Consider the following 22,289-nt stretch of genomic DNA (forward strand, 5'->3'; position numbering starts at 1 on the left):
TGGGCCATATCTGCCCGGCCTATAGTGGGCGGGCGCCTCGACATGTGACGCTGAGTCGCCACACGATGACATCGCGCACACCCCTGGGAGCCTCATGAGCCTGTCGCCGGACTTCCCGGCCCACCGCTCCGGCACCGGTCTCGGCGAGCACTTCGCCCTGCTGCGCAGGCGCTGGCAGCACTTCCTGGGCTTCGTCCTGGCCGGCGGCCTGGCGGGCCTGGTCCTGCTGTGCGTCGTGCCGTCCGCCTACACCGCGACCACGCAGGTCCTGGTCACGGCGGTCGGCGCGCAGGAGCAGAGCAACCAGGTGACCGCCCGGCAGCGTGAGCCGCTCAACCTCGACACCGAGGCACAGGTCGCGCAGTCGGCCGTGGTGACCGCCAAGGCGGCCGAGCTGCTGCGCACCACCGAGCCCGAGCCGGTCGAGGTGACCGTGCCGCCCAACTCGGCGGTGCTGTCGATCTCCGTGACGGCCTCCGATCCGGCCACCGCGGCGGCCCAGTCGCAGGCCTATGCCGACGCCTACCTCGCGGTTCGCGCCGAGAGCGCGCAGGCGGCCATCACGCTCCAGCAGAAGGCCATGCTGGCCAAGCTCAAGCAGGTCAACACCGACCTCGACACCGTGGTCCGAGAGCTCCCCACGCTGCCCGCCGGCACCGCCGAGCACACCCTCGCCCAGCACCGGCAGAGCGTGCTCAACCGGCAGGCCTACAACCTGACCACCAAGTACGACGCCCTCAAGACGCTCACCGTGTCCCCGGGCTCGATCCTCAGCCAGGCCGTCCCGCCCGAGCGCCCCAGCTCCCCCAGCCTGCCGCTCTACCTCGGCACCGGGCTGATGCTGGGGCTCCTTCTCGGCGCCGCGGGGGCCGCCCTGCGCGACCGGTTCGACACCCTGCTGCGCACCGCCGCCGACGTCGAGCGGCTGACCGGGCTGCCGGTCATCGCCGACCTGCCGCACCGCCCCGACCACGGCGCGCTGCACGACCTGGCCTCCACCGTGATCGCCGGCTGCCAGGGCAAACGGCTCCTGGTCAGGGCGGTGCCCATCGGATTCGCGGCCGCGGCCGTGGCCGCGCCGCTCGCCGACGCCACGCTGCTGACCGTGCTCGACGGCTCCGACGTGGGCGACCTGGCCAGGGCCGACGCCGCGGTGCTGGTCGTCGGGCTCGGCCGCGCAACCTCGGCGGACGTCAGGGCGGCGGTCCGCCCGCTGGCCAGGCAGCACGTGCCGATCATCGGCGTCCTCACCGCCGACCGCGAGCCCGTGTTCCCCCCGACCGTGACCACGCGCTCCCACTCCTCCCTCGGCAAGCTCGTGGCCGGCGCCGAGCTCGATCCCGGCCTCAACCCAGAGACCTCCCCCATGCAGGCGATGCCGCATCCACCGGGCACGCTGACGTGAAAGGGCCCGCCTGGCCCATCGCCGCGCTGCTCGTGGGCTATCCCGTGTGGTGGGGCCTGGGGTTCGGCGGGCTCGCGGTGATCGTGCTGGCGGTGCCGATGGCGGTCATCCTCTGGCGGCGCAGACCGATCAGGGTGCCGCGTGGGTTCGGGCTCTGGCTGCTGCTGCTGGCCGGCTACGGGCTGAGCGCGCTGATGCTGTCGGAGATGCCGCCCGACACCTACGGCGAGTTCGGGGCGGGCCGCGTCATCGGCTACCTGATGCGACTCGCGCTCTACGTGTCGATGCTGGTCATGGTCCTCTACCTGGGCAACCTGAGCGAGCGGGAGCTGCCCCAGCTGCGGCTGGTGCGGATGCTCGGGGTGCTGTTCGTGACGACGGTGGCGGGCGGGCTGCTCGGGGTGTTCTTCCCGAGCTTCTCGTTCACCTCTCCGCTGGAGCTGGCGCTGCCCGACTGGATCGGCGGCAACTCGTTCGTCCAGAACTTGATCCACCCCACCGCCGCGCAGACGCAGAAGGTGCTCGGCTACGCCTCCCCGCGCCCGGAGGCGCCGTTCGAATGGGCCAACGCCTGGGGCAGCAACGTGTCGGTGCTGCTGATCTGGTTCGTGGTCGGCTGGTGGGTCCACGGGGGCCGGCAGCGCAGGGCCGTGGCGGTCGTGCTCATGGGCCTGGCGGCCATCCCGATCGTCTACTCCCTCAACCGGGGGCTGTGGATCGGGCTCGGGCTGGGCGCCCTCTACCTGGTCGTCCGGGTCGGCGGCCGGACGAGGCTCGCGGTGTGCGCGGCGGCCGTGACGGGAGCGCTGGTGTTCGCGTTCAGCCCGCTCGCCGCGCTGGTCGCCCAGCGGCTGGACAACCCCCACTCCAATGACATCAGGGCCTTCACCGTGTCGGCGACGATCAGCGCCGCCGGCCACTCCCCCCTGATCGGCTACGGCAACACCCGCAACGCGATGGGCAACCACCGCACGATCACCACGGGCAAGACGGCGTGGTGCGGCGGCTGCGGCCACCCGCCGCTGGGCAGCGACGGGCAGCTCTGGCTGCTGATGATCACCCAGGGCTTCGCGGGAGCGGCCCTGTACGTGGCGTTCTTCGTCGGCGCGATCCGCCGTCACTGGAGCGACCGCAGCCCGGTCGGGCTCGCGGGAGTGCTGGTGATGGCCCTCGTGCTGCTCTACATGTTCATCTACGACGGGCTCGTCACGCCACTCATCCTCTACCTCATCTCCTTCGCCCTTCTGTGGAGGAACCGTCCGTGAACGACGCGAAGATCCGTCTGCGCTATCTCGACGAGACCGTGCGGCTGCTCCATCCCGGCTCCGGCTCGCCCCGGGCCTACAGCGTGCTGCCGCACCGGCTGCTGCCGCGCCGCCTGGCGCCCCGCCGGTGGTGGCATCCCGGCCGCAAGCTCGTACTTGCCGCCGACGGGTCGATCGCCGCCCACCTGAGCGACGTCCTGGGCGCCCCGATCGAGACCGTGCTCCACGTACGCCCCGCCCGGCGGGCCAACCGCAAACCGATCCTGGAGGCCTGGTCGGGCGGCGAGCGCCTGGCGTACGTGAAGATCGGCGACACCGCGCGGGCCCGCGAGCTGGTCGCACACGAGGCCGCCGCATTGCGGAGGATGGCCGACCAGGCGTTCAAGACCGTCGTCGTGCCGACGGTGCTGCACCACGGCCGCTGGCGCGACCTGGAGGTGCTGGCGCTGTCTCCACTGCCGGTCAGACGGGGCCGGGTCCCCGCGGCGTTGCTCACCGACGCGATCAGGGAGATCGCCGCGACCGGGGGCCCGGCGGGCGCGGCCTGGCACGGCGACCTGTCTCCGTGGAACATCTCCCCCTCCGCCGACGGCCGGTTGCTCGTCTGGGACTGGGAGCGCTACGCGGTCGGCGTGCCCCGCGGGTTCGACGCCCTGCACCACCTCTTCCAGCGCGCGCTGCGCCGGATGAGCCCGGCGACGGCCGCGCGCGCCTGCCTCGCGCAGTCCGTCGGCGTGCTCGCGCCGTTCGGGCTGTCGGCCGCGCAGGCCCGGCTGACCGCGCTGCACTACCTCATCGCGCTGGCCGACCGGCACGCCGCCGACGGCCACTCCCCGCTCGGCTCCCCCGACGTCTGGCTCAACCCGCTCCTCGACCACCAGGAGTTGCTCACTTGAAGGCTCTGAAGCAGTCGGTGCTGTCCATTTCCCGGGCGGCGGGACGGATCACGTCGGCCTCGCGGCTCCTGCCGTCGTTCCTGATCGCAGGGGCGCAGCGGTGCGGCACCACCTCGCTCTACCGGGCGCTCGCGCAGCATCCGCTGCTGCTCAAGCCGGTGCTGCACAAGGGCGTCCACTACTTCGACGTCGGCTACTCCCGTCCGCTGTCCTGGTACCAGGCGCACTTCCAGCTGCGGATGAGCGCCGAGCTGCTGACCAGCCGGTACGGTGTCCGGCCACTGGCCTTCGAGTCGTCGCCCTACTACCTGTTCCATCCGCTGGCCGGTGAGCGCATCGCCGCCGACCTGCCCGGGGCGAAGCTGATCGTGCTGGTGCGCGACCCGGTCGAGCGGGCCTGCTCGGCCCACGCGCACGAGCTGGCCCGGGGGTTCGAGACCGAGTCGCACTTCGAGTACGCGGTCGAGCTGGAGGCCCAGCGGCTGACCGGAGCCGAGGAGAGCCTGCGGGCACATCCCCACTCCGTCCACCACTCCCACCGCCACCACGCCTACCTGGCGCGCGGCCGCTACGCCGAGCAGCTCGACCGGCTGGAGCCGCTGTTCGGGCGCGAGCGGATCCTGGTCCTCGACAGCCACCGGTTCTTCGCCGAGCCCGAGCACGTCTACGACGAGGTGCTCGACTTCCTGGGGATGCCGCGGCTGGGCTATCCGGAGTTCGAGCGGCACAACGGGCGGTCGCGGCCCAAGCCGCTGCCCGACTCGGTGCGGCAGGCGCTGAGCGACCATTTCGAGGTGTACGACACGCACCTGGTCCGCTGGCTGGGCGGTGACCCGTCGTGGCGGCGCTGACGGGGCTGGCGAGGGGCGGCGCCGCCGGGGTGACCGGGGCCACGACCAGCGCGCTGGCCCAGTTCCTGCTGGTCGTGGTGGTCACCCGGGCGTTCAGCGCCGAGCAGGCCGGCGCCTTCTTCACCGCCACGGCGCTGGCGCTGATGGCGGCCGGGGTGGCCAAGCTCGACGCGGGCAACGGTCTGGTGTACTTCATCGCCCGAGCCAGGACGTCCGATTATCAGGGCATTTCCGGATATATCCGGGCGGCCCTGGTCCCGAGTGTGGCCGTGGCCGTGACCGCGACCGTCGCCCTCCTCCCTCACCTCGGCCTCCTCGCCCTGGCGCTGCCCGCGATGGTCGCCGCCGACATCCTGCTGGCCGCCACCCGGGGGTTCGGCGCCATGCGCCCCACCGTGCTGCTCGACGGCATGCTGCTGCCCGCCGGCCAGCTCCTGCTCGTGTCCGTCGCGGCCGTCGTCGCGGCCCCCGGCTGGCTGCCCGTCGCCTGGGCGCTGCCGTACCTTCCCGTGCTGCTGCTGGCCGCGGGCTGCCTGCGCGGCCGGGTGCCGCGCACCCGGCAGCTGGCGGGCACCGGCCGCGAGCTGTGGCGCTACACGGCTCCCCGGTCGGTGGCGGGCGCGATCCAGGCGGTGTTCCAGCGGCTGGACATCGTGATCGTCGCCCTGCTCGGCGGCCCGGCACAGGCCGCCGTCTACACCGCGGCCACCCGCTTCAAGGTGGTCGGACAGCTCGCCAACCAGGGCCTGGCGCAGGCCGTGCAACCACGCCTGGTGCGCGCGCTGGCCGACGGCGAGCTGGCGCGTGCCCGGGAGCTCTACCAGGCCACGACCGTCTGGCTGGTGCTGCTCACCTGGCCGGTCTGGCTCGGATACGCCGCCCTGGCGCCGTGGCTGCTGCGCCTGCTCGGCTCAGAGTACGGCTCCGCCGCCCCCGTGGCCCTGGTGCTTGCCGCCACGATGATGGTCGCGACGGCCTGCGGGATGGTCGACGTGGTGCTCACGGCCGCCGGGCACACCACGGCCAGCCTGCTCAACCTTGTCGCGGCGACCGCCATCACGATCGCGCTCGACATCGCGCTCATCCCCGCGCACGGCGCGCTCGGCGCGGCGCTGGGCTGGTCGGGCGGCATGCTGGCGAAGAACCTGCTGCCGCTCTGGCAGCTCCACCACCGCTACGGCCTGCGGCCCTTCGGTCGCCACAGCCTCGCCGCCCTGCGGATCCGCTCCTGGTCGGCGGCATGACCGGACGACCGCCGATCCTGGTGACGGGCCTGCCCCGGAGCGGCACGAGCTGGACGGGCAAGATGCTGGCCGCCGGCGGCGAGCTCGTCTACGTCAACGAGCCGCTCAACCCCCAGCACCCGCCCGGCCGCTGCCCCGGCGTGCTGCGGGCCGAGGTCACGCACCGGTTCCAGTACATCTGCGACGACAACTCGGCCGGCTGGCTGCCCGCCTTCCGCGACACGACCGCGCTGCGCTACCGCTTCCTGTCCGAGCTCCGCGCCAACCGCTCGCCGTACGATCTCGCCCGCCTGCTCAGGTACGGCACCGCCTTCACCTGGGGCCGAGTGGCCGGGCGGCGGGCTCTGCTCGACGACCCGTTCGCGGTGCTGTCGGCCGGCTGGTTCGCCTCGCGGCTCGGCTGCCGGGTGATCGCCCTGGAACGTGATCCGGTGTCGTTCGTGGCCAGCTGGCAGCGGCTGGGCTGGACCGTCTACTTCCACGAGCTGCTCGAACAACCCCTGCTCGTCCGTGACCATCCCGAGCTGCTGGAGCTCCGCGCCCTCGTCGGCTCCCAGGACCGCGTCGCCAAGGCCGCCGCGCTGTGGCGGGTGACCCACCGGATCCTGGCCCGCACCCCGGGCGTCCTGGTGACCGCCTACGAGGACCTGGCGCGTGACCCGGTGCCCGGCTTCCGGCGCCTGTACGACTACGCGGGCCTGACCTGGTCGACCGCTGTCGAGCGCCGGGTGGGCCGGGCGTGCACCGGCGCCGCGACGGCCGAGCGAGGGTTCGCCTGGTCGGGTCTGTCACGCACCGCCTTCCGCCCGATGGACTCGCGCCGCGCCCTGGAAACAGCCGCCCGCGGCCTCACCCCCGCCCAGGTGTCGCGGGTACGCGAGCTCACCACCTGATCGCCGCCGATGCTGCGGGCCAGAGGTCTAGACCGTGATGTCCTCGCCCTGCTTGAGGGCGGCGACCTCATAGGTCTCGGCCGAGGCCGCGTCCAGAAAACGGGAAAGCTCATCGGGCCGCGTGTCATAGAAGCCGTCGATCTGGAATCCGTCGTAGTGGATCGGCACCGCGATTTTCGCTCCCAGCAGGCGCGCCGCCACGGCCGCCTGGCCGGCGTCGAGCGAGGCCGGATAGGGGCTCGGGGGCTGACAGTGCGGGAAGCACACGATCGGGCCGTTGATGGGAGTGAGCACGGCGTCGAACGGCCCGAACCGGTGGGCGGTGCGCCACCAGTAGCCATGGAACATGCTGTCGCCCAGGTGTAGCACGCGCTTTCCGCCGGCTTCGACGGCCCAGGACACCTGCGGATCACCCAGAGTGTCGACGGCTGGAACGGCCGCGATCGTGAAGGGGCCGATCGTGACGGTCTCCCACAGCCCCATCGGGCGCCGGGACAGGTTCCATTCGTCGAGTTCGCGGTCGGCCTTGAGCGTCCACAGGTTCTCGTGGTCGTCGCCACCGAAGGACGCGGGATGCAACACCTGGCCATCGGGGCGGAGCGCTTCGGCCAGTGCCGCGGCATCGGTGTGGTCTCGATGCAGGTGCGTGCACAGCCCGGCGATCACGTCCCCCTCTGTACGCGGCCGGACGACCGTCGGCATAGGCGCCGACAGCGGGGTGCCCTCCAACACTCCCTCCGGGCGGCCGAGCAGGTCGATCACCACGCTGTGACCCTGCGCCTCCAGTTCCACCCCGGCCCAGCCCAGCCACCGAACACGCATCTTCCGGACTCCTTTAGCGTACGACCGTTCGTTGGCTGGTTAGCGTACGATCGTTTGCTAAGCTCGTCAACCATGAGGAGATCTGCCGAGGCGGCCCAGCTGACCCGCGAACGCATCGTGGCCACCGGCGTGACGAAGGCCTCCACCGACGGCCTCTCCGCGCTGACCATCGGCACCCTGGCCGAAGCTCTCGGCATGAGCAAGGCGGGCGTCGTCGGCCCCTTCGGCTCCCGCGCCGGACTGCAGTTCGCCGTTCTGACCAAGGCAGCCGACATGTTCATCGCCGCCGTCGTTGCGCCGAGCATGGAGGTGGAGTCGGGCCTGCCGCGCCTACGCGTGATGATCGATCTGTGGTGCGGCTATCTGGATAGCAGCCCGTTTCCCAACGGTTGCTTCATTACCGCCGCGTCCTGTGAGCTGGACGGCCGGCCAGGCGAGTTGCGGAGCTTCCTCCTCGCCACGGTCACCCGATGGCGGGCCTTCCTGCGCGAGCAGATCGTGATCGCGCAGGAAGCGGGCGACATCACCACGACGCTGGACGCGGACGATCTCGTGACAGCCCTGACAGGGATCGCGATGTCGGCCAACCAGGAGATTCAGCTGCTCGCCGACGCCACCGCACCGGCGCGCGCACGGCGTCTCATGCTCGCCACCATCACCCGATGAACGCGGTGACTCGCGGTCTACAGCCGACGCCGCCGGGCCCCGCGAAGCCGCTCGACCAGACAGCCGCCGAGCAGCCGCAGCGCGAACGGCAGGTCGTCCACCAGATAGCGGCGGGCCAGCCGCCCCGGCTCACTCAACAGCCGGAACGACCACTCCAGCCCTGAACGCCGCATCCAGCCGGGCGCTCTGGGCACCGCTCCGGAGGCGAACGCGATGGCCGACCCGCAGCCCACGAACCACGCCCCGGGCAGCCGCTCACGCAACCGCGCGACCAGGAGATCCTGCCGGGGGAAGCCGAGCCCGACGAACACCAGTCCGGGCCTGGCCGCCACGACCCTGCGCAGCACGCGCTCCCGGCCAGGGCCGGTCTGGTCGAAGGAGTAGGGCGGCGACTCGACCCCGCAGACCTGCAGCCGCGGATAGCAGCCGGTGAGCTCCCGAGCCGCGGCGACGGCGACGCCGGGCGGCCCGCCCAGCAGGTAGATCGGCCAGCCCCGGCGAGCGGCCAGCTTGCTGAGCGACCAGATCAGATCGGCCCCGGTGACGCGCTCGGGCAGCGGGGTGCCCAGCAGTCGTGCGGCCCACACGAGCGGCATGCCGTCGGCCACGACCAGGTCGGCGGAATTGACCAGCTCTCTGAGGGCGGGGTCGCGGGCGGCCGACCGGCAGATGTCCACGTTCGGCGTGACGATCCGGCCGCCGCGCCCGGCCTCCAGCGCGGCGGCGACCCGCTCGACCACCTGCGACTCGGTCAGCGGATCGACCATGACGCCGGCGACGGCCACCCGTCCCACCGCCCGGCCCACCGCCCCTACTGTCGACGGCACTGCTGGTGGCACTGCTGGTGGCACTGCTGGTGGCACTGCTGGTGGCACTGCTGGTGGCACTGCTGACGGTCCTGCTGCCGACCCTGCTGGTGACCCTGTCGACGGCACTGTTGGTGGCACTGTCGACGGCACTGTTGGTGGCACTGTCGACGGCACTGTTGGTGGCACTGTCGACGGCACTGCCGCTGGCCCTACTGGTGGCGCTGCTGACGACATTGCCGGCAGAGTTGCTGACGAACCAGGCGAGGCGGCCGGCGGAGCCGGCGGCGTTTCGGCGGCGAGTGGCGACTGGGCGGACACGGGCGGCGGCTCGTCGGACGTCGGCGCGATCTGTGGCGAGCTGGTCAAATGCCGTGCCCCCGGTCGTGCAGCAGGGCGAGCACTGCGGGCGCGGAAACGAGCCCGGTCGCCACGGCGAGCGCCAGCGGCACGCGCGGCTCGCCGGCGCGGGCGGTGAAGGCGCGCACCGCCCACCGCCCGGCCTGCCTCCGGTGACCGAGCGCGGCGTGGTGGAAGGCGAGCTGGCCGTAGACCCGGGCCGCGCCACGCCGGTCGGCGGCCAACTCGGGGTGCCGGGCGAGCATCCACTCCAGCCCGGCGATGCGGTCAGCCCAGCGAGTGACGTAGTGGGACGATCCCCAGCGGACCCGGACGAGCGGCCGGTCGACGTTGACGACTGGCCGCCGTTTGGCGGCGCGCAGGGCGAGGTCCCAGTCTTCGTTCTGGCCTCCGGGGGCGCTCTCGTCCGCCCAGAGGGCACCGCGCCGGAACAGGAACGTGGACGCGTGCACCATGACCATGCGGGAGCGGACCAGGTCGTCGCGGGTGACCGTGCTCGTCCCGGCCAGTCGCGGCACCCGGCGGCGGCCGTACTCGACCTCAATGCCACAGCTGGCGAACTCGGCGTCGCCGCTCTCCAGCACGGCGACCTGGGCGGCGAGCTTGCCCGGCAGCCACAGGTCGTCGTCGTCGCAGAACGCGACCAGCTCGGTGTCGCACGCTGCGATGCCGGTGTTGCGGGCGCCCGGCAGCCCGGGGGTGAGGGTGTTGGCCAGGACGCGGATCCGGCCGGACTCCTGCCCGGCGAACGACCCGACCTCCAACCCCGACCCACGCCCCGCGAACGACCCGATCTCCAACCCCGACCCACGCCCCGCGAACGCCCCAGCCTCCAACCCCGTCACGTGCTCGGCGAAGGCCCCGGCTTCCAGCCCCGCCAGCTGGGCAGCGACCGCTTCGGGAGCGACGCCGTCGGCCACGACGACGACGGAGGTCTCGCCGGGGTGGTCCTGGCTCGCCGCCGCCAGGACGGCGGCGCGGAGCTGCTGGGGCCGGTCTCCCCGAGTGGGGATCACCACGCCGACAGATGGTCGCATCGTCTTACTTCCTGATCGAGGAGTCACACCGCGATCCCGCGATAGCCGTAGCGGGCTCTGAGCGGCCAGGTGAGCGCGGTGACCAGGCCCTGACGGGGCGCGGAGCGCCAGGTGTCGTCCAGGGCCAGCTCGACCCGGCCCACCGTGAAGCGCATCGGGTTGCCGGAGGCGGTGTGGGCGGTGGTGAGGTGGGCCGTGGTGCGGTGGGCGGTCGTGTCGGTGATGAACGGCAGCTCGGTCCGCAGGCCCAGGCGCTCCGCCAGGGACGCCAGCGTGGCGCGCGGGGCGGCGAGCAGGTCCTCGTAGCGAACCCGGGTCACCTGGAGGCCGCGGCGGGCGAGCAGGTCGAGGGCGAGGTTCTGGGCCGTCCAGTGGAGCGCGGTGCGGCCGGGGCCCCAGCGGGCCATCGGGCGGCCATCCTCGGGCCGCGCCACCGTCCTGCGCCACGAGTGGGCCACGGCCCGCGGGTCGCGCACCACCTGGATCACGTGCGGAGCGGAGCCGTCCGCCGTCAGGCAGTGGGCCAGGGAGGCGTGCTTGCTGGAGTCGATCACCAGGCGGGCGTCGGCCACCTCGGCCGCGGCGTCGTAGACGCGGCGATAGGCCTGCACGTATTCGGCCAGGTCGGGGTGGCCGATGCGGAGCACCCTATGGGTGCGATCGACCCGCTGCCGCAGGGTCAGCATCCGCTCGGCCAGCGAGCCGGTCCACCCTCCGAAGGCCCGCTCGCCGACCTTGCGCCAGAACGGGCAGTCGGGCAACGGCTCGCCGCAGCCGCACGGCTCGCCGGCCAGCACACCACGGGCCCACAGATGGACCACCTCGCCGAGGGGAGCCACCCCGGGCAGCTCACCGAGCAGCCGTTCGAGCAAGGTGCTGCCACTGCGGCCGAGGCCGCCCAGGAAGACCACCCGGGTGGCGGTCGAAGGGTCGATCACAGATGACGCCTCAGGAAGATGAACACGGAACGTGCAGACTCTAGCGCTCAGAGTAATCGCATGATTCGTGAACGGTTTAAGGATCTACCTGCCGACATGGGGAAACGCCGACGCCCCCCGGCGAGGCGGGGGCCGTCAGGGTGATCGGGTCAGCGGACGTCGGTGATCATGCCGGCGCCGACCGTGCCGTTCGTGGCCTCGTCGACGAGGATGAAGCCACCGGTGAGCCGGTTGCGCGCGTAGTCGTCCACGAACAACGGCTGGGTGACCCGGAGCGACACCCTGCCGATCTCATTGAGGCCCAGCGAGGTGGCCTCCTCGTCGCGGTGGAGCGTGTTGACGTCGAGGCGGTAGTGGAGGTCACGCACCAGGGCGCGGGCCGTACGGGTGGTGTGCTTGATGGTGAGCTTGGAACGCGGGGCCAGTTTGACGCTGTCGGCCATCCAGCAGACCATCGCCTCCAGCTCCTGGGCCACCTGCGGCTGGTTGTTGGGACGGGCGATCATGTCGCCCCGGGAGATGTCGATGTCGTCCTCGAAGCGCAGGGTGACCGACATCGGGGGGAACGCCTCCTCCACCGGCCCGTCGAAGGTGTCGATCGAGGCGATCCTGGTGGCCAGGCCCGAGGGGAGGTGGACGACCTCGTCGCCGGGCTTCAGCACCCCGCCGGCGACCTGGCCGGCGTAGCCGCGGTAGTCGTGGAAGGCGTGATCGGTCGCCTTCTGCGGGCGGATCACGTACTGGACCGGGAAGCGGACGTCGACCAGGTTGCGGTCGGAGGCGATGTGGACGTTCTCCAGGTGGTGGAGCAGAGAGGAGCCGTTGTACCACGGCATGCTCTCGGAGCGGGACACCACGTTGTCGCCGTTGAGCGCGGAGATCGGGATGAACGTCAGGTCGCTGATGTTGAGCTTGGAGGCGAAGGCGGTGAACTCCTCGCGGATCTCCTCGAAGCGCTCCTGGGAGTAGTCGACCAGGTCCATCTTGTTGACCGCGAGCACCAGGTGCGGGACCCGGAGCAGCGAGGTCAGGAACGCGTGGCGGCGCGACTGCTCCAGGACGCCCTTGCGCGCGTCGATGAGGATGATCGCCAGGTCGGCCGTGGAGGCTCCGGTGACCATGTTGCGGGTGTACTGGATGTGTCCCGGCGTGTCGGCGATGATGAACTTGCGGCGCGGGGTGGCGAAGTAGCGGTAGGCCACGTCGATGGTGATGCCCTGCTCACGCTCGGCCCGCAGGCCGTCGGTGAGCAGCGACAGGTCGGTGTATTCGGTGCCGCGGTCGCGCGAGGTGCGCTCGACCGCCTCCAACTGGTCCTCGAAGATCGCCTTGGAGTCGAAGAGCAGGCGCCCGATCAGCGTGGACTTGCCGTCGTCGACGCTTCCCGCCGTGGCGAAACGCAGAATGTCCATCGGTTTAGAAGTAACCTTCCCGCTTGCGATCCTCCATGGCGGCCTCCGACGCGCGGTCGTCGGCCCTGGTGGCCCCGCGCTCGGTGATCCGGGTGGCCGCGATCTCCTCGATGATCTCCTCCACCGTGGCGGCCGTGGACTGCACGGCGCCGGTGCAGGTCATGTCGCCCACCGTGCGATAGCGCACCACCGCCTCGATGAGCGGCTCGTCGTCGCCGCGGTGGACGACGTCGGCGTCGGGCAGCAGCATGCCGTCGCGCTCGAAGACCTTGCGGGTGTGGGCGAAGTAGATTGACGGGATCTCGATGCCCTCGCGCCGGATGTAGTCCCACACGTCGAGCTCGGTCCAGTTGGACAGCGGGAACACCCGGATGTGCTCGCCCTTTCGGATCCGGGCGTTGTAGAGGTTCCACAGCTCGGGGCGCTGGTTCTTGGGGTCCCACTGACCGAAGTCGTCACGGAAGGAGAACACCCGCTCCTTGGCCCGGGCCTTCTCCTCGTCGCGCCGGGCGCCGCCGAAGACGGCGTCGAACTCGTGGTCCTCGATCGCGTCGAGCAGCGTGGTGGTCTGCAGCCGGTTGCGCGAGGCGCGTCGTCCGGTGTCCTCGACCACCCGCCCGGCGTCGATCGAGGCCTGCACGCTCGCCACGATCAGCCGCGCGCCCAGCTCCTGGACGCGCCGGTCGCGGAACTCGATGACCTCGTCGAAGTTGTGCCCGGTGTCGACGTGCATGAGCGGGAAGGGGATGGGCGCCGGCCAGAAGGCCTTCTCCGCGATGCGCAGCATGACGATGGAGTCCTTGCCGCCAGAGAAGAGCAGACACGGACGCTCGAACTCCGCGGCCACTTCGCGCATGATGTGAATGGCTTCGGCTTCGAGCACGTCGAGCTGCGACGTCGTGTAGTCGCGCTGGAGCATGAGAGCTTCCTCCGGCGTTCTAGCGGTGCAGGTCCCGAATCCCGGCGAGCAGGGTTGACGCCAAGTCAGGTAGGGAAACCAGGATATCGGGTAGGGACGGGTCTGCTTGGTTGTAGGTCAGCGGCGAGCCGTCGATCCGGCTGGCGTGGGCCCCGGCCGCCTGCGCGACGGCCACGGGCGCGGCCGAATCCCACTCGTACTGGCCTCCGGCGTGCACGTACGCCTCGACCTCGCCGGTCAGCACGGCCGAGATCTTGGCGCCCGCCGACCCGATCGGCACCAGGTCGGCGCCCACGAGAGCGGCGAGCCGTTGCACGAACTCGGGCGGCCGGGTGCGGCTCACCGCGATGCGGAACCGGCCGCCCTCGAACGTGAGCGACTTGGGCGGCTCGGCCGTGGTGAGGACGCGTCCCTGAGCGGGCAGCGCCACCGCTCCGGCGGCCAGCCCCCCCTGCTCCCAGAGCGCCACGTGGACGGCCCAGTCGGCCCTGCCCTCCTCGGCGAACTCGCGGGTGCCGTCGAGCGGGTCGACGATCCACACCCGGGAGGCGGCGAGCCTGCGCGGGTCCAGCCGCTCCTCGCGGGTGGCCTCCTCGGACAGGACACTGTCGCTCGGCCGCAGCCGTGCGAGTGACTCCATCAGCAGGACGTGGGAGGCGCGGTCGCCCTCGGCTCGCAGCGCGGAGGGGTCGCCGAAGCCGTCACGCTCACGGATGCCCAGCAACAGCTCGCCCGCTTCGGTCGCCAGGTCGGCGGCGAGAGCGTGATCGTCGCGAATCATCATCAATATGCTCCTTGCCCGCGGGCGACAGCCGACCAAGTCTTCCACAGGATCTGGAGGTCGAGCGTGAGGGACCAGTTTTCAACGTAACGCAGGTCGAGACGTACGGATTCCTCCCAGGACAGGTCGGATCTGCCGCTGACCTGCCAGAGCCCGGTGAGCCCCGGCCGCACCAGCAGTCGCCGGCGCACGTCGTCGCCGTAGCGGGCGACCTCCTCGGGCAGCGGCGGGCGCGGTCCGACCAGGGACATGTGCCCGCAGACCACGTTGATCAGCTGCGGCAGCTCGTCGAGCGAGTGGCGCCGCAGCAGCGCGCCGAAAGCCGTCACCCGCGGATCGTCCCGGATCTTGAACAGCACGCCGTCACCTTCGTTGACCAGGGCGAACTTCTGGTGCTCGGCGCCGAGTCGCATGGTGCGGAACTTCACGATCGTGAACGGCCGGCCGTCCTTGCCCACCCTGGTCTGCCGGAACAGCGCGGGCCCCGGGCTGGTGGCGCGCACCGCGGCGACGATCATGAGGAGCAGCGGGGCCAGCGCGACCAGCAGCACGGCGGCGACCAGCCGGTCGAAGACGTTCTTGACCAGTTGCCGGGCGCCGGCCAGCTCGGGGTGCTCGACATGGAGCAGGGGCAGCCCGGCGGCGGGCCTGATCGTGGTGCGCGGCCCCGCCACCTCCATCAGGGCCGGGGCCACGACCAGCTCGGTGTGCGTGCGCTCAAGCCGCCACGCGAGCCGGCGCAGCGCCACCCCGTCCATCTCGGGGCAGGCGAGCACGGCCACGGTGTCGGCGTCGAGCTGGTCGACGACGATCGGCACGTCGCTGAAGTCACCGGCGACCGGCACGCCGGCGACCAGGTCGCCAGGCACGTCGCGCGGCAGGCAGGCCGCGACGATCTCCATGCCGTGGTGACGCTCCTTGCGGAAGAGCTCCACGAGCTCGCCGATCGAGGCGGCGTGGCCCACCGCCACGACCTTGCGCATGCAGGCCCCGCGCGCCCTGCGCCGGTGCAGCGAGCGGCGCAGCGCGTAGCGGAAGACCAGGGTGAGGAGTGTCACCAGCGGCAGGGCCAGCACGACGTAGCCGCGGGCGATGTCGGTCTTCGTCAGATAGGAGCCGATGGCCATCGCGGCGGTCAGCGCGACGCCGCACTGCAGGACGCGGCGGAACTCCTCCGAGCCGATGCCGATCATGCGGGGCTCGTACGCCCGGTTGAGCGCGACCGCGCACACCCACACCAGCGGCATCGCCGCGCTCACCAGGATGTACGGCGTGACGTAGGGGGTGATCTCACCGAACCGCCCGAAGAAGGCGGCGCTGGCCCCGGCGGCGCCCCCGAGGAAGTCGATCACCACGGCCCGCGCACGGTAGGCGCGCACCCAGCCAGGCAGGCGTGGGCTGACCCGCCAGGACGCGTCAGGATCGAAACTGACGACGGTCATCAGCCCTTCGCCGTCGCTCAACGCGCCTCCACGTGACCATCGGATAGCAGACAGTCACCAGATGGTAGCGGTATGCGACCGCCGAGGCAGCCGAACGGCTGTATGCGATGATCAGCGAGGAGGGCCGGAAATCTTGAGATCGGCCCGATGAAACTCGTTCTGGGTGACTTCGAGCCCGCGTTCCATCAGCGACTCCACCACGTCGGCCGCACGGTCGACCAGGAACGGCAGATCCTTGCGCTCGGCGGTGCCGAAGTCCTTCAGCACATAGGCGGCGGGGTCCATGCGGCCGGGCGGACGGCCGATGCCGAAGCGGACGCGCAGGTAGTCGCGGGTGCCGAGGGACTTGGTGATCGACTTGAGGCCGTTGTGGCCGTTGTCGCCGCCGCCGAGCTTGGCCCGCAGCGCGCCGTAGGGGACGTCGAGCTCGTCGTGCACCACGATCAGCCGGTCGGGGGCGAGCTTGTAGAAGTCGGACAGCGCCTTGACGGGGCCGCCGGACAGGTTCATGTAGGTCAGCGGCTTGGCCAGCACCGCGGCGCGGGTCTCCAGCACCTCGGCCCGGCTCTTGTGGACCTTGAACCGTCCACCGGCCCTGGCGGCCAGCTCGTCGAGAGTCATGAAGCCGGCGTTGTGCCGGTTGCCCGCGTATTCGGCACCCGGGTTGCCCAGTCCGACGATCAACCAGCGGTCCATGTTTCCTCTCAGCGACCTCAAGCGACCTCAGCGACCTTCGAGCGACCTTCAAGAGAAACGGGACAGCCGATCGGATCGGCTGCCCCGTCGCCCGGTGGCTATTCGGCGGAGGCGGCCTCTTCGGCGCCCGCGACCTCGGCGGCCTCGGCGGCCTCGCCCTCGACACCCTCTTCCTCGGCCGGCGCCTCGACCGGCTTGGCGATGACGTGGAGGACCACGGCCTCGGAGTCGGCGATCAGCGTGGTGCCCTTGGGCAGCTTGAGGTCGCCGGCGGTGACGACGGTGCCGATCACCAGGCCCTCGACGTCGACCTCGACACCGGTCGGGATGTGGGTCGCCTCGGCCTCGACGGCGATCGAGACGAGCTGCTGGTCAAGCAGGCCCTCGGAGTTGACGTCGCCGACCGTGGTGACCGGGATCTCGACGGTGACCTTCTCGCCGCGCTTGACCAGGAGCAGGTCGACGTGCTCGACGAAGCCCTTGATCGGGTCGCGCTGGACGCCCTTGGGCAGCGCGAGCTCGTCGACGCCGTCACCCTGGAGGCGGATCAGCACGTTGGCCGTGCGGAGTGCGAGGAGCACCTCGTGACCGGGCAGGGTCAGGTGCTTGGGCTCGATGCCGTGCCCGTAGAGAACGGCGGGCACCTTGTCGGCGCGGCGGATCTTGCGAGCGGCGCCCTTGCCGAACTCCGTGCGGGGCTCGGCGGCGATACGTACTTCGGACACGACATCTCCTAGGGATGCGAGATCGGATGTTGGGCGCTCCCCCTCACCCGCCCTAGCGGAAGGCGTTACGAGCGCAACCTGGCCAGTCTACCGGCTCGGGCGGCGGCCTTCGCCGGTCACGTGTCGCCCTCGAACAGGCTGGTGACCGAGCCGTCGGTGAAGACCTCGGTGATGGCCCGGGCGATCAACGGCGCGATGGACAGCACGGTCAGTGTGTCGAACCGGGCGGACTGCGCCAGCGGCAGCGTGTTGGTCACCACGACCTCGCTGATGCGGGAGTTCTTCAGCCGGTCGACCGCGGGGTCGGAGAAGATCGCGTGGGTAGCCGCGGTGATGACGTTGGTGGCGCCCTGCTCGTAGAGGGCGTCGGCCGCCTTGCAGATCGTGCCCGCGGTGTCGATCATGTCGTCGATCAGCACGCAGGTGCGTCCGCGTACCTTGCCGACCACTTCGCTGACCTTCACCGAGTTGGCGACGTCGAGGTCGCGCCGCTTGTGGATGAAGGCGAGCGGGGTGCCGAGCGTGTCGGCCCAGCGCTCCGACAGCCGCACGCGCCCGGTGTCGGGCGACACGACGGTGGTGTTGGCCAGGTCGAGCCGGTTCTTGAGGTAGCTCTCGAGCACCGGCATCGCGAACAGGTGGTCGACGGGGCCGTCGAAGAAGCCCTGGATCTGCGAGGTGTGCAGGTCGATGGACATCAACCGGTCGGCGCCGGCGGTCTTGAACAGGTCGGCCATCAGCCTGGCCGTGATGGGCTCGCGGCCGCGGCTCTTCTTGTCCTGCCTGGCGTAGCCGAAGAACGGCATGACCACGGTGATGCGCTTGGCGGAGGCCCGCTTGAGCGCGTCGACCATGATGAGCTGTTCCATGATCCACTTGTTGATGGGGACGGTGTGGCTCTGGATCACGAAGGCGTCGCAGCCGCGGACCGACTCGAGGTAGCGGGCGTAGATCTCGCCGTTGGCGAAGTCGATCAGCTTGGTGGGGGTGAGCGAGACGCCGATGTGCTCGGCGACCTCCTCGGCCAGCTCGGGGTGGGCGCGGCCGGAGAAGAGCATGAGATTCTTCTCGCCCGGCTGCTTGATGCTGGTCATGAGTTCTCCTTCGTCGGTCTCATGACCTCGGTGCGGTGCCTGTTGATGACCTCAACATGCCCGGTCATTTGCCACTCTCCTGCTGTTCTTGCTCGGCCAGCGCCCGCTCGGCGGCCGCCGCCGACTTCGTGCCCGCGCGCCTGCGCAAGACCCATTTCTCGATGTTGCGTTGCCGGGCGCGCGCCACGCCGATCGCGCCGGGGGGCACGTCGCCGTCGATGATCGAGCCCGCCGCCGTGTAGGCGCCGTCGCCGACCGTCACCGGGCCGACGAGCATGGTGTCGCAGCCGACGAAGGCGCCGTCGCCCACGATGCTGCGATGCTTGGCGACCCCGTCGTAGTTGACGAAGATCACGGCGGCGCCGATGTTGGCGTCGTCACCGATGGTGGCGTCGCCCGCGTAGGACAGGTGCGGCACCTTGGAACGGTCGCCGACCTGGGTGTTCTTCATCTCGACGAACGTACCGGCCTTGGCCGCCTGACCGAGCACGGTGCCGGGCCGCAGGTAGGCGTAGGGGCCGACGCTGGCTCGTGGCCCGATGACGGCGTCGTCGCAGACCGCGTTGCGCACGACCGCGCCGGGGCCGACCCGGGTGTCGGTCAGCGTGGTGCCCGGCCCGACCTCGGCGCCGGCCTCGATGACCGTGTGGCCGTGCAGTTGGGTGCCGGGGTGGACGACCGCGTCGGGCTCGATGCGTACGCTGACGTCGATCCAGGTGCTGGACGGGTCGATGACCGTGACCCCGGCGCGCATGTGCCGCTCCAGCAGCCGCCGGTTGAGCACCTGACGGACGAAGGCCAGCTGGACCCGGTCGTTGACGCCCTCGACCTCGGCGTAGTCGCCCGCGACGTGCGCGCCCACCCGGTGGCCGTCCTCGCGCAGGATGGACAGCACGTCGGTGAGATACTCCTCACCCTGGGCGTTGTCGGTCGACACCCGCTTGACGGCGTCGGCGAGCAGCCGCCCGTCGAAGGCGTAGATGCCGGAGTTCATCTCCTTGACGGCCCGCTGCTCGGCGCTGGCGTCCTTCTCCTCGACGATCTCCAGCACGGCGCCCGAGGAGTCACGGATGATCCGCCCGTAGCCGGTCGGATCGGGCACCTCGGCGGTGAGCACGGTGACCGCGTTGCCGTCGCCCTCGTGCCGCTGGAGCAGCTCGGCGAGGGTCTCGGTGCGCAGCAGCGGCACGTCGCCGTAGGTGACGAGGACCGTGCCGTCGATCTCGCCGACCTCCTCCAGCACGGTGCGCACGGCATGGCCGGTGCCGCGCTGCTCGGCCTGGACGATGGCGCGCGCGTCGGGGCTGGACTCGGCCAGGTGGGCGCCGACGCGTTCGCGGGCGTGGCCGATGACCACGATGAGCCGTTCGGGCCCGAGGTCGCGGGCCGCGGCGAGCATGTGGTCGACCAGCGCGAGGCCGCACACCTCGTGCAGGACCTTGGGGGTCTGACTCTTCATCCGGGTGCCCTCGCCCGCGGCGAGGACGATGACGGCTGCCGGGCGCGGCACACTCACGGACTGAGGCTCCCTGTGACTGGACAGATCAGGGCATTCGTACGACCACCGCACGGCAACCCTCCCGACACCGTGAGGATACCTGCCTGGGCCCGGCTCATTCGCGCCGGGGGAGAATCTCAGAGCTCCCGGAAGAGGACTCGAACCCCTACAAAGTGGACCAAAACCACTTGTCCTGCCGATTAGACGATCCGGGATCAATCGGACACTGGCCGCGTCCGACACATCTACGATACCGATCCCGCGCGTCGGCGCGCGCCGGGATTCGCGTCGCATCGGATCACCGTCATGTCACGGCCGATCGGCTCCTCCGATTGGCCCCGCCCTCGATGGGTAGGGCAGTCGACTAGCAGAAAACCGGACCCCCGGCAAGCCACGAATCCGACTCTCATCGCAAGGCGGAGCGTCACCTATCTCATATTCGTGGCTTAGGTCTTCCTAACTTACGATGGCGTAGGTTACGGTTGCGTAGCCGGACAATCATCCCCATACATGCCGTGAGAGGTAGCCCATGACCGTTCTCTCCGAGCGTCCGACGCCGACACCCAAACCCGATGCCGACCCAGAAGTCCGCACCAAGACCGAGCTCGTCACCTTCGCCCTGGTGGTCGGACTGCCCCTGATCGCCATCGCGGCAGCCGTGCCGGTCGCCTGGGGATGGGGGCTCGGCTGGACGGACATCGCGATCGCGTTCGTCTTCTACGTCGTCACCGGACTCGGCGTGACCGTCGGGCTGCACCGCTACTTCACCCACGGATCATTCAAGGCCAAGCGCCCGCTGAAGATCGCGCTGGGCATCGCGGGCAGCCTCTCACTGGAGATGTCCGTGCTCGACTGGGTGGCCACGCACCGCAAGCACCACAAGTTCTCCGACAAGGAGGGCGACCCGCACTCCCCGTGGCGCTTCGGCCCCGGCTTCAAGTCGATGTCCAAGGGCCTGCTCTACGCGCACATGGGCTGGATGTTCGACGCCGAGCGCACCAACCGCGACAAGTACGCGCCCGACCTGTGCAAGGACCCGGACGTCGTCAGGCTGCACAAGGCGTTCCCGGCGCTGGCCGTCACCTCGCTCGTGCTGCCCGGCATCCTCGGCGGGCTGCTCACCTGGTCGTGGCAGGGCGCGCTGACCGCGTTCTTCTGGGGCACCCTGGTCCGCATCGGCCTGCTGCACCACGTGACGTGGTCGATCAACTCGATCTGCCACGTGTTCGGCGAGGAGGAGTTCCAGGTCCGCGACAAGTCGCGGAACGTGTGGTGGCTGGCCATCCCGTCGTTCGGCGAGTCGTGGCACAACCTGCACCACTCCGACCCCACCTGCGCCAGGCACGGCGTGCTGAAGGGGCAGATCGACCTGAGCGCGGGCGTCATCAGGATGTTCGAGAAGCTCGGCTGGGCCCACGACGTGCGCTGGCCCACGCCGGAGCGGCTGGCGGCGAAGCGGGTTGCCTGACCACGGCACCTTGGTGACCGGTCCCGCGCCCGGCAGCGCCATTATGGAAACCGTGACCGAATCCCGATCTCGTAGGCGCATGTCCGGAAGAGAGCGAAGAGAGCAGCTGATTCACATCAGCCGCACGCTGTTCGCCGAAAAGGGGTTCGACGGGACCTCCATCGAGGAGATAGCGGCGACCGCCCAGGTGTCGAAACCGGTGGTGTACGAGCATTTCGGCGGCAAGGAGGGCGTCTACGCGGTGGTCGTCGACCGCGAGATGCAGAAGCTGCTCGGCATGATCACCGAGGCGCTGTCCGCCAGCCACTCGCTGATCAAGCTGGAGCGGGCGGCGCTCGCGCTGCTGCGCTACATCGAGGAGAGCAGCGAGGGTTTCCGCATCCTGGTGCGCGACTCGCACGCCGCGTCGGGCACGGGCACGTTCGCCAGCCTGATCAGCGAGATCGCCAGTCAGGTCGAGGACGTGCTCGCCGACGAGTTCGCCGGCCGCGGCTACGACCCCAAGTTGGCGCCCATGTACGCCCAGATGCTGGTCGGCATGGTGGCGCTGACCGGGCAGTGGTGGCTCGACGTGCGCAAGCCGGGGCGCGAGGAGGTGGCCGCGCACCTGGTCAACCTGGCGTGGAACGGCCTGACCAACCTCAACCCGCAGCCGGCCATCACCGTCACCACCCGCACACATTCGGCCGCCGCCAAGCCCCGTTCCAGCGACAAGGAGCTACGCGAGCTGGAGAAGGCCAGGGAGCGGGAGCTGGAGAAGGCGGAGAAGGTTCGCCAGCGCGACCTCCGTGAGGCCGAGAAGCTCCGGGCTCGTGAGCTGAAGGAGCGCGAACGCCTGCTGAAGGAAGCCGAGAAGGAGCGCGAACGTGCGCTGAAGGAGGCGGAGAAGGAGCGCGAACGCCTGCAGAAGGAGGCCGAGAAGGAGCGCGAACGCCTCCGGAAGGAGACCGAGAAGGCCCGCGAGCGCGAGGACAAGCTGCGTCAGCGGGAGGCTCGGCTCGCCGCCCGGCCCGGCCAGCCTGACCAGCAGGAGTAGCCGTTGCGGCGTAGTTAACGTTCCGTTCAATCTGA

21 protein-coding genes and 1 tRNA gene are annotated in these 22,289 nt (G+C 70.6%); 9 read left to right on the forward strand and 13 right to left on the reverse strand.

The window, feature by feature from the left end; translation table 11 throughout:
- Positions 1-94: 94 nt before the first annotated feature.
- Genes AC5L3X_RS16025 through AC5L3X_RS16050 form a run of 6 tightly spaced genes read left to right on the forward strand, consistent with a single transcriptional unit; the run spans position 95 to position 6,554 of the window.
- The gene (locus AC5L3X_RS16025; protein WP_494857656.1) at positions 95-1,405 is read left to right on the forward strand and encodes a Wzz/FepE/Etk N-terminal domain-containing protein; all 1,311 of its coding nucleotides are present in this window, start codon (positions 95-97) and stop codon (positions 1,403-1,405) included.
- Entirely contained in the window at positions 1,402-2,670 is a 1,269-nt protein-coding gene (locus tag AC5L3X_RS16030) for an O-antigen ligase family protein (RefSeq protein WP_189124098.1), read from the forward strand. Before AC5L3X_RS16025 ends, AC5L3X_RS16030 begins: the two co-directional genes overlap by 4 nt.
- Positions 2,667-3,566, forward strand: coding sequence for a hypothetical protein (locus AC5L3X_RS16035; RefSeq protein WP_494857657.1), 900 nt, complete (start codon positions 2,667-2,669; stop codon positions 3,564-3,566). Before AC5L3X_RS16030 ends, AC5L3X_RS16035 begins: the two co-directional genes overlap by 4 nt.
- Positions 3,563-4,417 carry a sulfotransferase gene (locus AC5L3X_RS16040; protein ID WP_189124096.1) on the forward strand — a complete coding sequence of 285 codons (855 nt, stop codon included), beginning with the start codon at positions 3,563-3,565 and terminating at the stop codon, positions 4,415-4,417. The genes AC5L3X_RS16035 and AC5L3X_RS16040 overlap by 4 nt, the downstream gene beginning before the upstream one ends.
- Entirely contained in the window at positions 4,405-5,661 is a 1,257-nt protein-coding gene (locus AC5L3X_RS16045) for a lipopolysaccharide biosynthesis protein (protein ID WP_494857658.1), read from the forward strand. Before AC5L3X_RS16040 ends, AC5L3X_RS16045 begins: the two co-directional genes overlap by 13 nt.
- Complete coding sequence (locus AC5L3X_RS16050) at positions 5,658-6,554, forward strand: sulfotransferase (protein WP_494857659.1); 897 nt, start codon at positions 5,658-5,660, stop codon at positions 6,552-6,554. Before AC5L3X_RS16045 ends, AC5L3X_RS16050 begins: the two co-directional genes overlap by 4 nt.
- Before the next feature lie 27 nt (positions 6,555-6,581).
- Here AC5L3X_RS16050 and AC5L3X_RS16055 read toward each other — a convergent pair whose 3' ends face one another.
- Positions 6,582-7,376 (reverse strand): MBL fold metallo-hydrolase, encoded by a 795-nt coding sequence (locus tag AC5L3X_RS16055; protein WP_494857661.1) that lies wholly within the window; start codon positions 7,374-7,376, stop codon positions 6,582-6,584.
- A gap of 72 nt (positions 7,377-7,448) precedes the next feature.
- On the opposite strand from AC5L3X_RS16055, the gene AC5L3X_RS16060 reads away from it, so the two are divergent.
- Positions 7,449-8,042, forward strand: coding sequence for a TetR/AcrR family transcriptional regulator (locus AC5L3X_RS16060; RefSeq protein WP_494857662.1), 594 nt, complete (start codon positions 7,449-7,451; stop codon positions 8,040-8,042).
- Between the two features lie 17 nt (positions 8,043-8,059).
- On the opposite strand, the gene AC5L3X_RS16065 is transcribed toward AC5L3X_RS16060, so the two are convergent.
- The 12 genes from AC5L3X_RS16065 to AC5L3X_RS16120 form a co-directional block, all read right to left on the reverse strand.
- Positions 8,060-8,848 (reverse strand): WecB/TagA/CpsF family glycosyltransferase, encoded by a 789-nt coding sequence (locus AC5L3X_RS16065; protein ID WP_494857664.1) that lies wholly within the window; start codon positions 8,846-8,848, stop codon positions 8,060-8,062.
- A 365-nt stretch (positions 8,849-9,213) separates the two neighbouring features.
- Entirely contained in the window at positions 9,214-10,245 is a 1,032-nt protein-coding gene (locus AC5L3X_RS16070) for a glycosyltransferase family 2 protein (protein WP_494857665.1), read from the reverse strand.
- Between the two features lie 23 nt (positions 10,246-10,268).
- Positions 10,269-11,183, reverse strand: a complete 915-nt coding sequence (locus AC5L3X_RS16075; protein WP_494857667.1) for a sulfotransferase — start codon at positions 11,181-11,183, stop codon at positions 10,269-10,271.
- 149 nt (positions 11,184-11,332) lie between these two features.
- On the reverse strand, positions 11,333-12,595 hold the full coding sequence (gene cysN / locus AC5L3X_RS16080) for a sulfate adenylyltransferase subunit CysN (protein ID WP_494857669.1): 1,263 nt from the start codon (positions 12,593-12,595) through the stop codon (positions 11,333-11,335).
- Between the two features lie 4 nt (positions 12,596-12,599).
- Positions 12,600-13,514: a sulfate adenylyltransferase subunit CysD gene (gene cysD, locus AC5L3X_RS16085; RefSeq protein ID WP_189124089.1), complete on the reverse strand. Its 915-nt coding sequence runs from the start codon at positions 13,512-13,514 to the stop codon at positions 12,600-12,602.
- 19 nt (positions 13,515-13,533) lie between these two features.
- Positions 13,534-14,298 carry a 3'(2'),5'-bisphosphate nucleotidase CysQ gene (locus AC5L3X_RS16090; protein WP_494857671.1) on the reverse strand — a complete coding sequence of 255 codons (765 nt, stop codon included), beginning with the start codon at positions 14,296-14,298 and terminating at the stop codon, positions 13,534-13,536.
- On the reverse strand, positions 14,298-15,737 hold the full coding sequence (locus tag AC5L3X_RS16095) for a sugar transferase (protein ID WP_494857808.1): 1,440 nt from the start codon (positions 15,735-15,737) through the stop codon (positions 14,298-14,300). Before AC5L3X_RS16095 ends, AC5L3X_RS16090 begins: the two co-directional genes overlap by 1 nt.
- Positions 15,738-15,848: 111 nt before the next feature.
- Positions 15,849-16,433 carry an aminoacyl-tRNA hydrolase gene (gene pth / locus AC5L3X_RS16100; protein WP_189124087.1) on the reverse strand — a complete coding sequence of 195 codons (585 nt, stop codon included), beginning with the start codon at positions 16,431-16,433 and terminating at the stop codon, positions 15,849-15,851.
- A gap of 98 nt (positions 16,434-16,531) precedes the next feature.
- Complete coding sequence (locus AC5L3X_RS16105; RefSeq protein ID WP_494857673.1) at positions 16,532-17,158, reverse strand: 50S ribosomal protein L25/general stress protein Ctc; 627 nt, start codon at positions 17,156-17,158, stop codon at positions 16,532-16,534.
- 116 nt (positions 17,159-17,274) lie between these two features.
- Complete coding sequence (locus tag AC5L3X_RS16110) at positions 17,275-18,252, reverse strand: ribose-phosphate diphosphokinase (protein ID WP_494857675.1); 978 nt, start codon at positions 18,250-18,252, stop codon at positions 17,275-17,277.
- 64 nt (positions 18,253-18,316) lie between these two features.
- Positions 18,317-19,768, reverse strand: a complete 1,452-nt coding sequence (gene glmU, locus AC5L3X_RS16115; protein WP_494857677.1) for a bifunctional UDP-N-acetylglucosamine diphosphorylase/glucosamine-1-phosphate N-acetyltransferase GlmU — start codon at positions 19,766-19,768, stop codon at positions 18,317-18,319.
- A gap of 125 nt (positions 19,769-19,893) precedes the next feature.
- Positions 19,894-19,965, reverse strand: a tRNA-Gln gene (locus AC5L3X_RS16120).
- 314 nt (positions 19,966-20,279) lie between these two features.
- On the opposite strand from AC5L3X_RS16120, the gene AC5L3X_RS16125 reads away from it, so the two are divergent.
- Both AC5L3X_RS16125 and AC5L3X_RS16130 read left to right on the forward strand, forming a co-directional pair.
- Positions 20,280-21,218 (forward strand): acyl-CoA desaturase, encoded by a 939-nt coding sequence (locus tag AC5L3X_RS16125; RefSeq protein WP_189124083.1) that lies wholly within the window; start codon positions 20,280-20,282, stop codon positions 21,216-21,218.
- Between the two features lie 79 nt (positions 21,219-21,297).
- Complete coding sequence (locus AC5L3X_RS16130; RefSeq protein ID WP_494857679.1) at positions 21,298-22,254, forward strand: TetR/AcrR family transcriptional regulator; 957 nt, start codon at positions 21,298-21,300, stop codon at positions 22,252-22,254.
- The last annotated feature ends 35 nt before the right edge of the window (positions 22,255-22,289 follow it).

Source organism: Nonomuraea sp. CX421 (assembly GCF_059358955.1).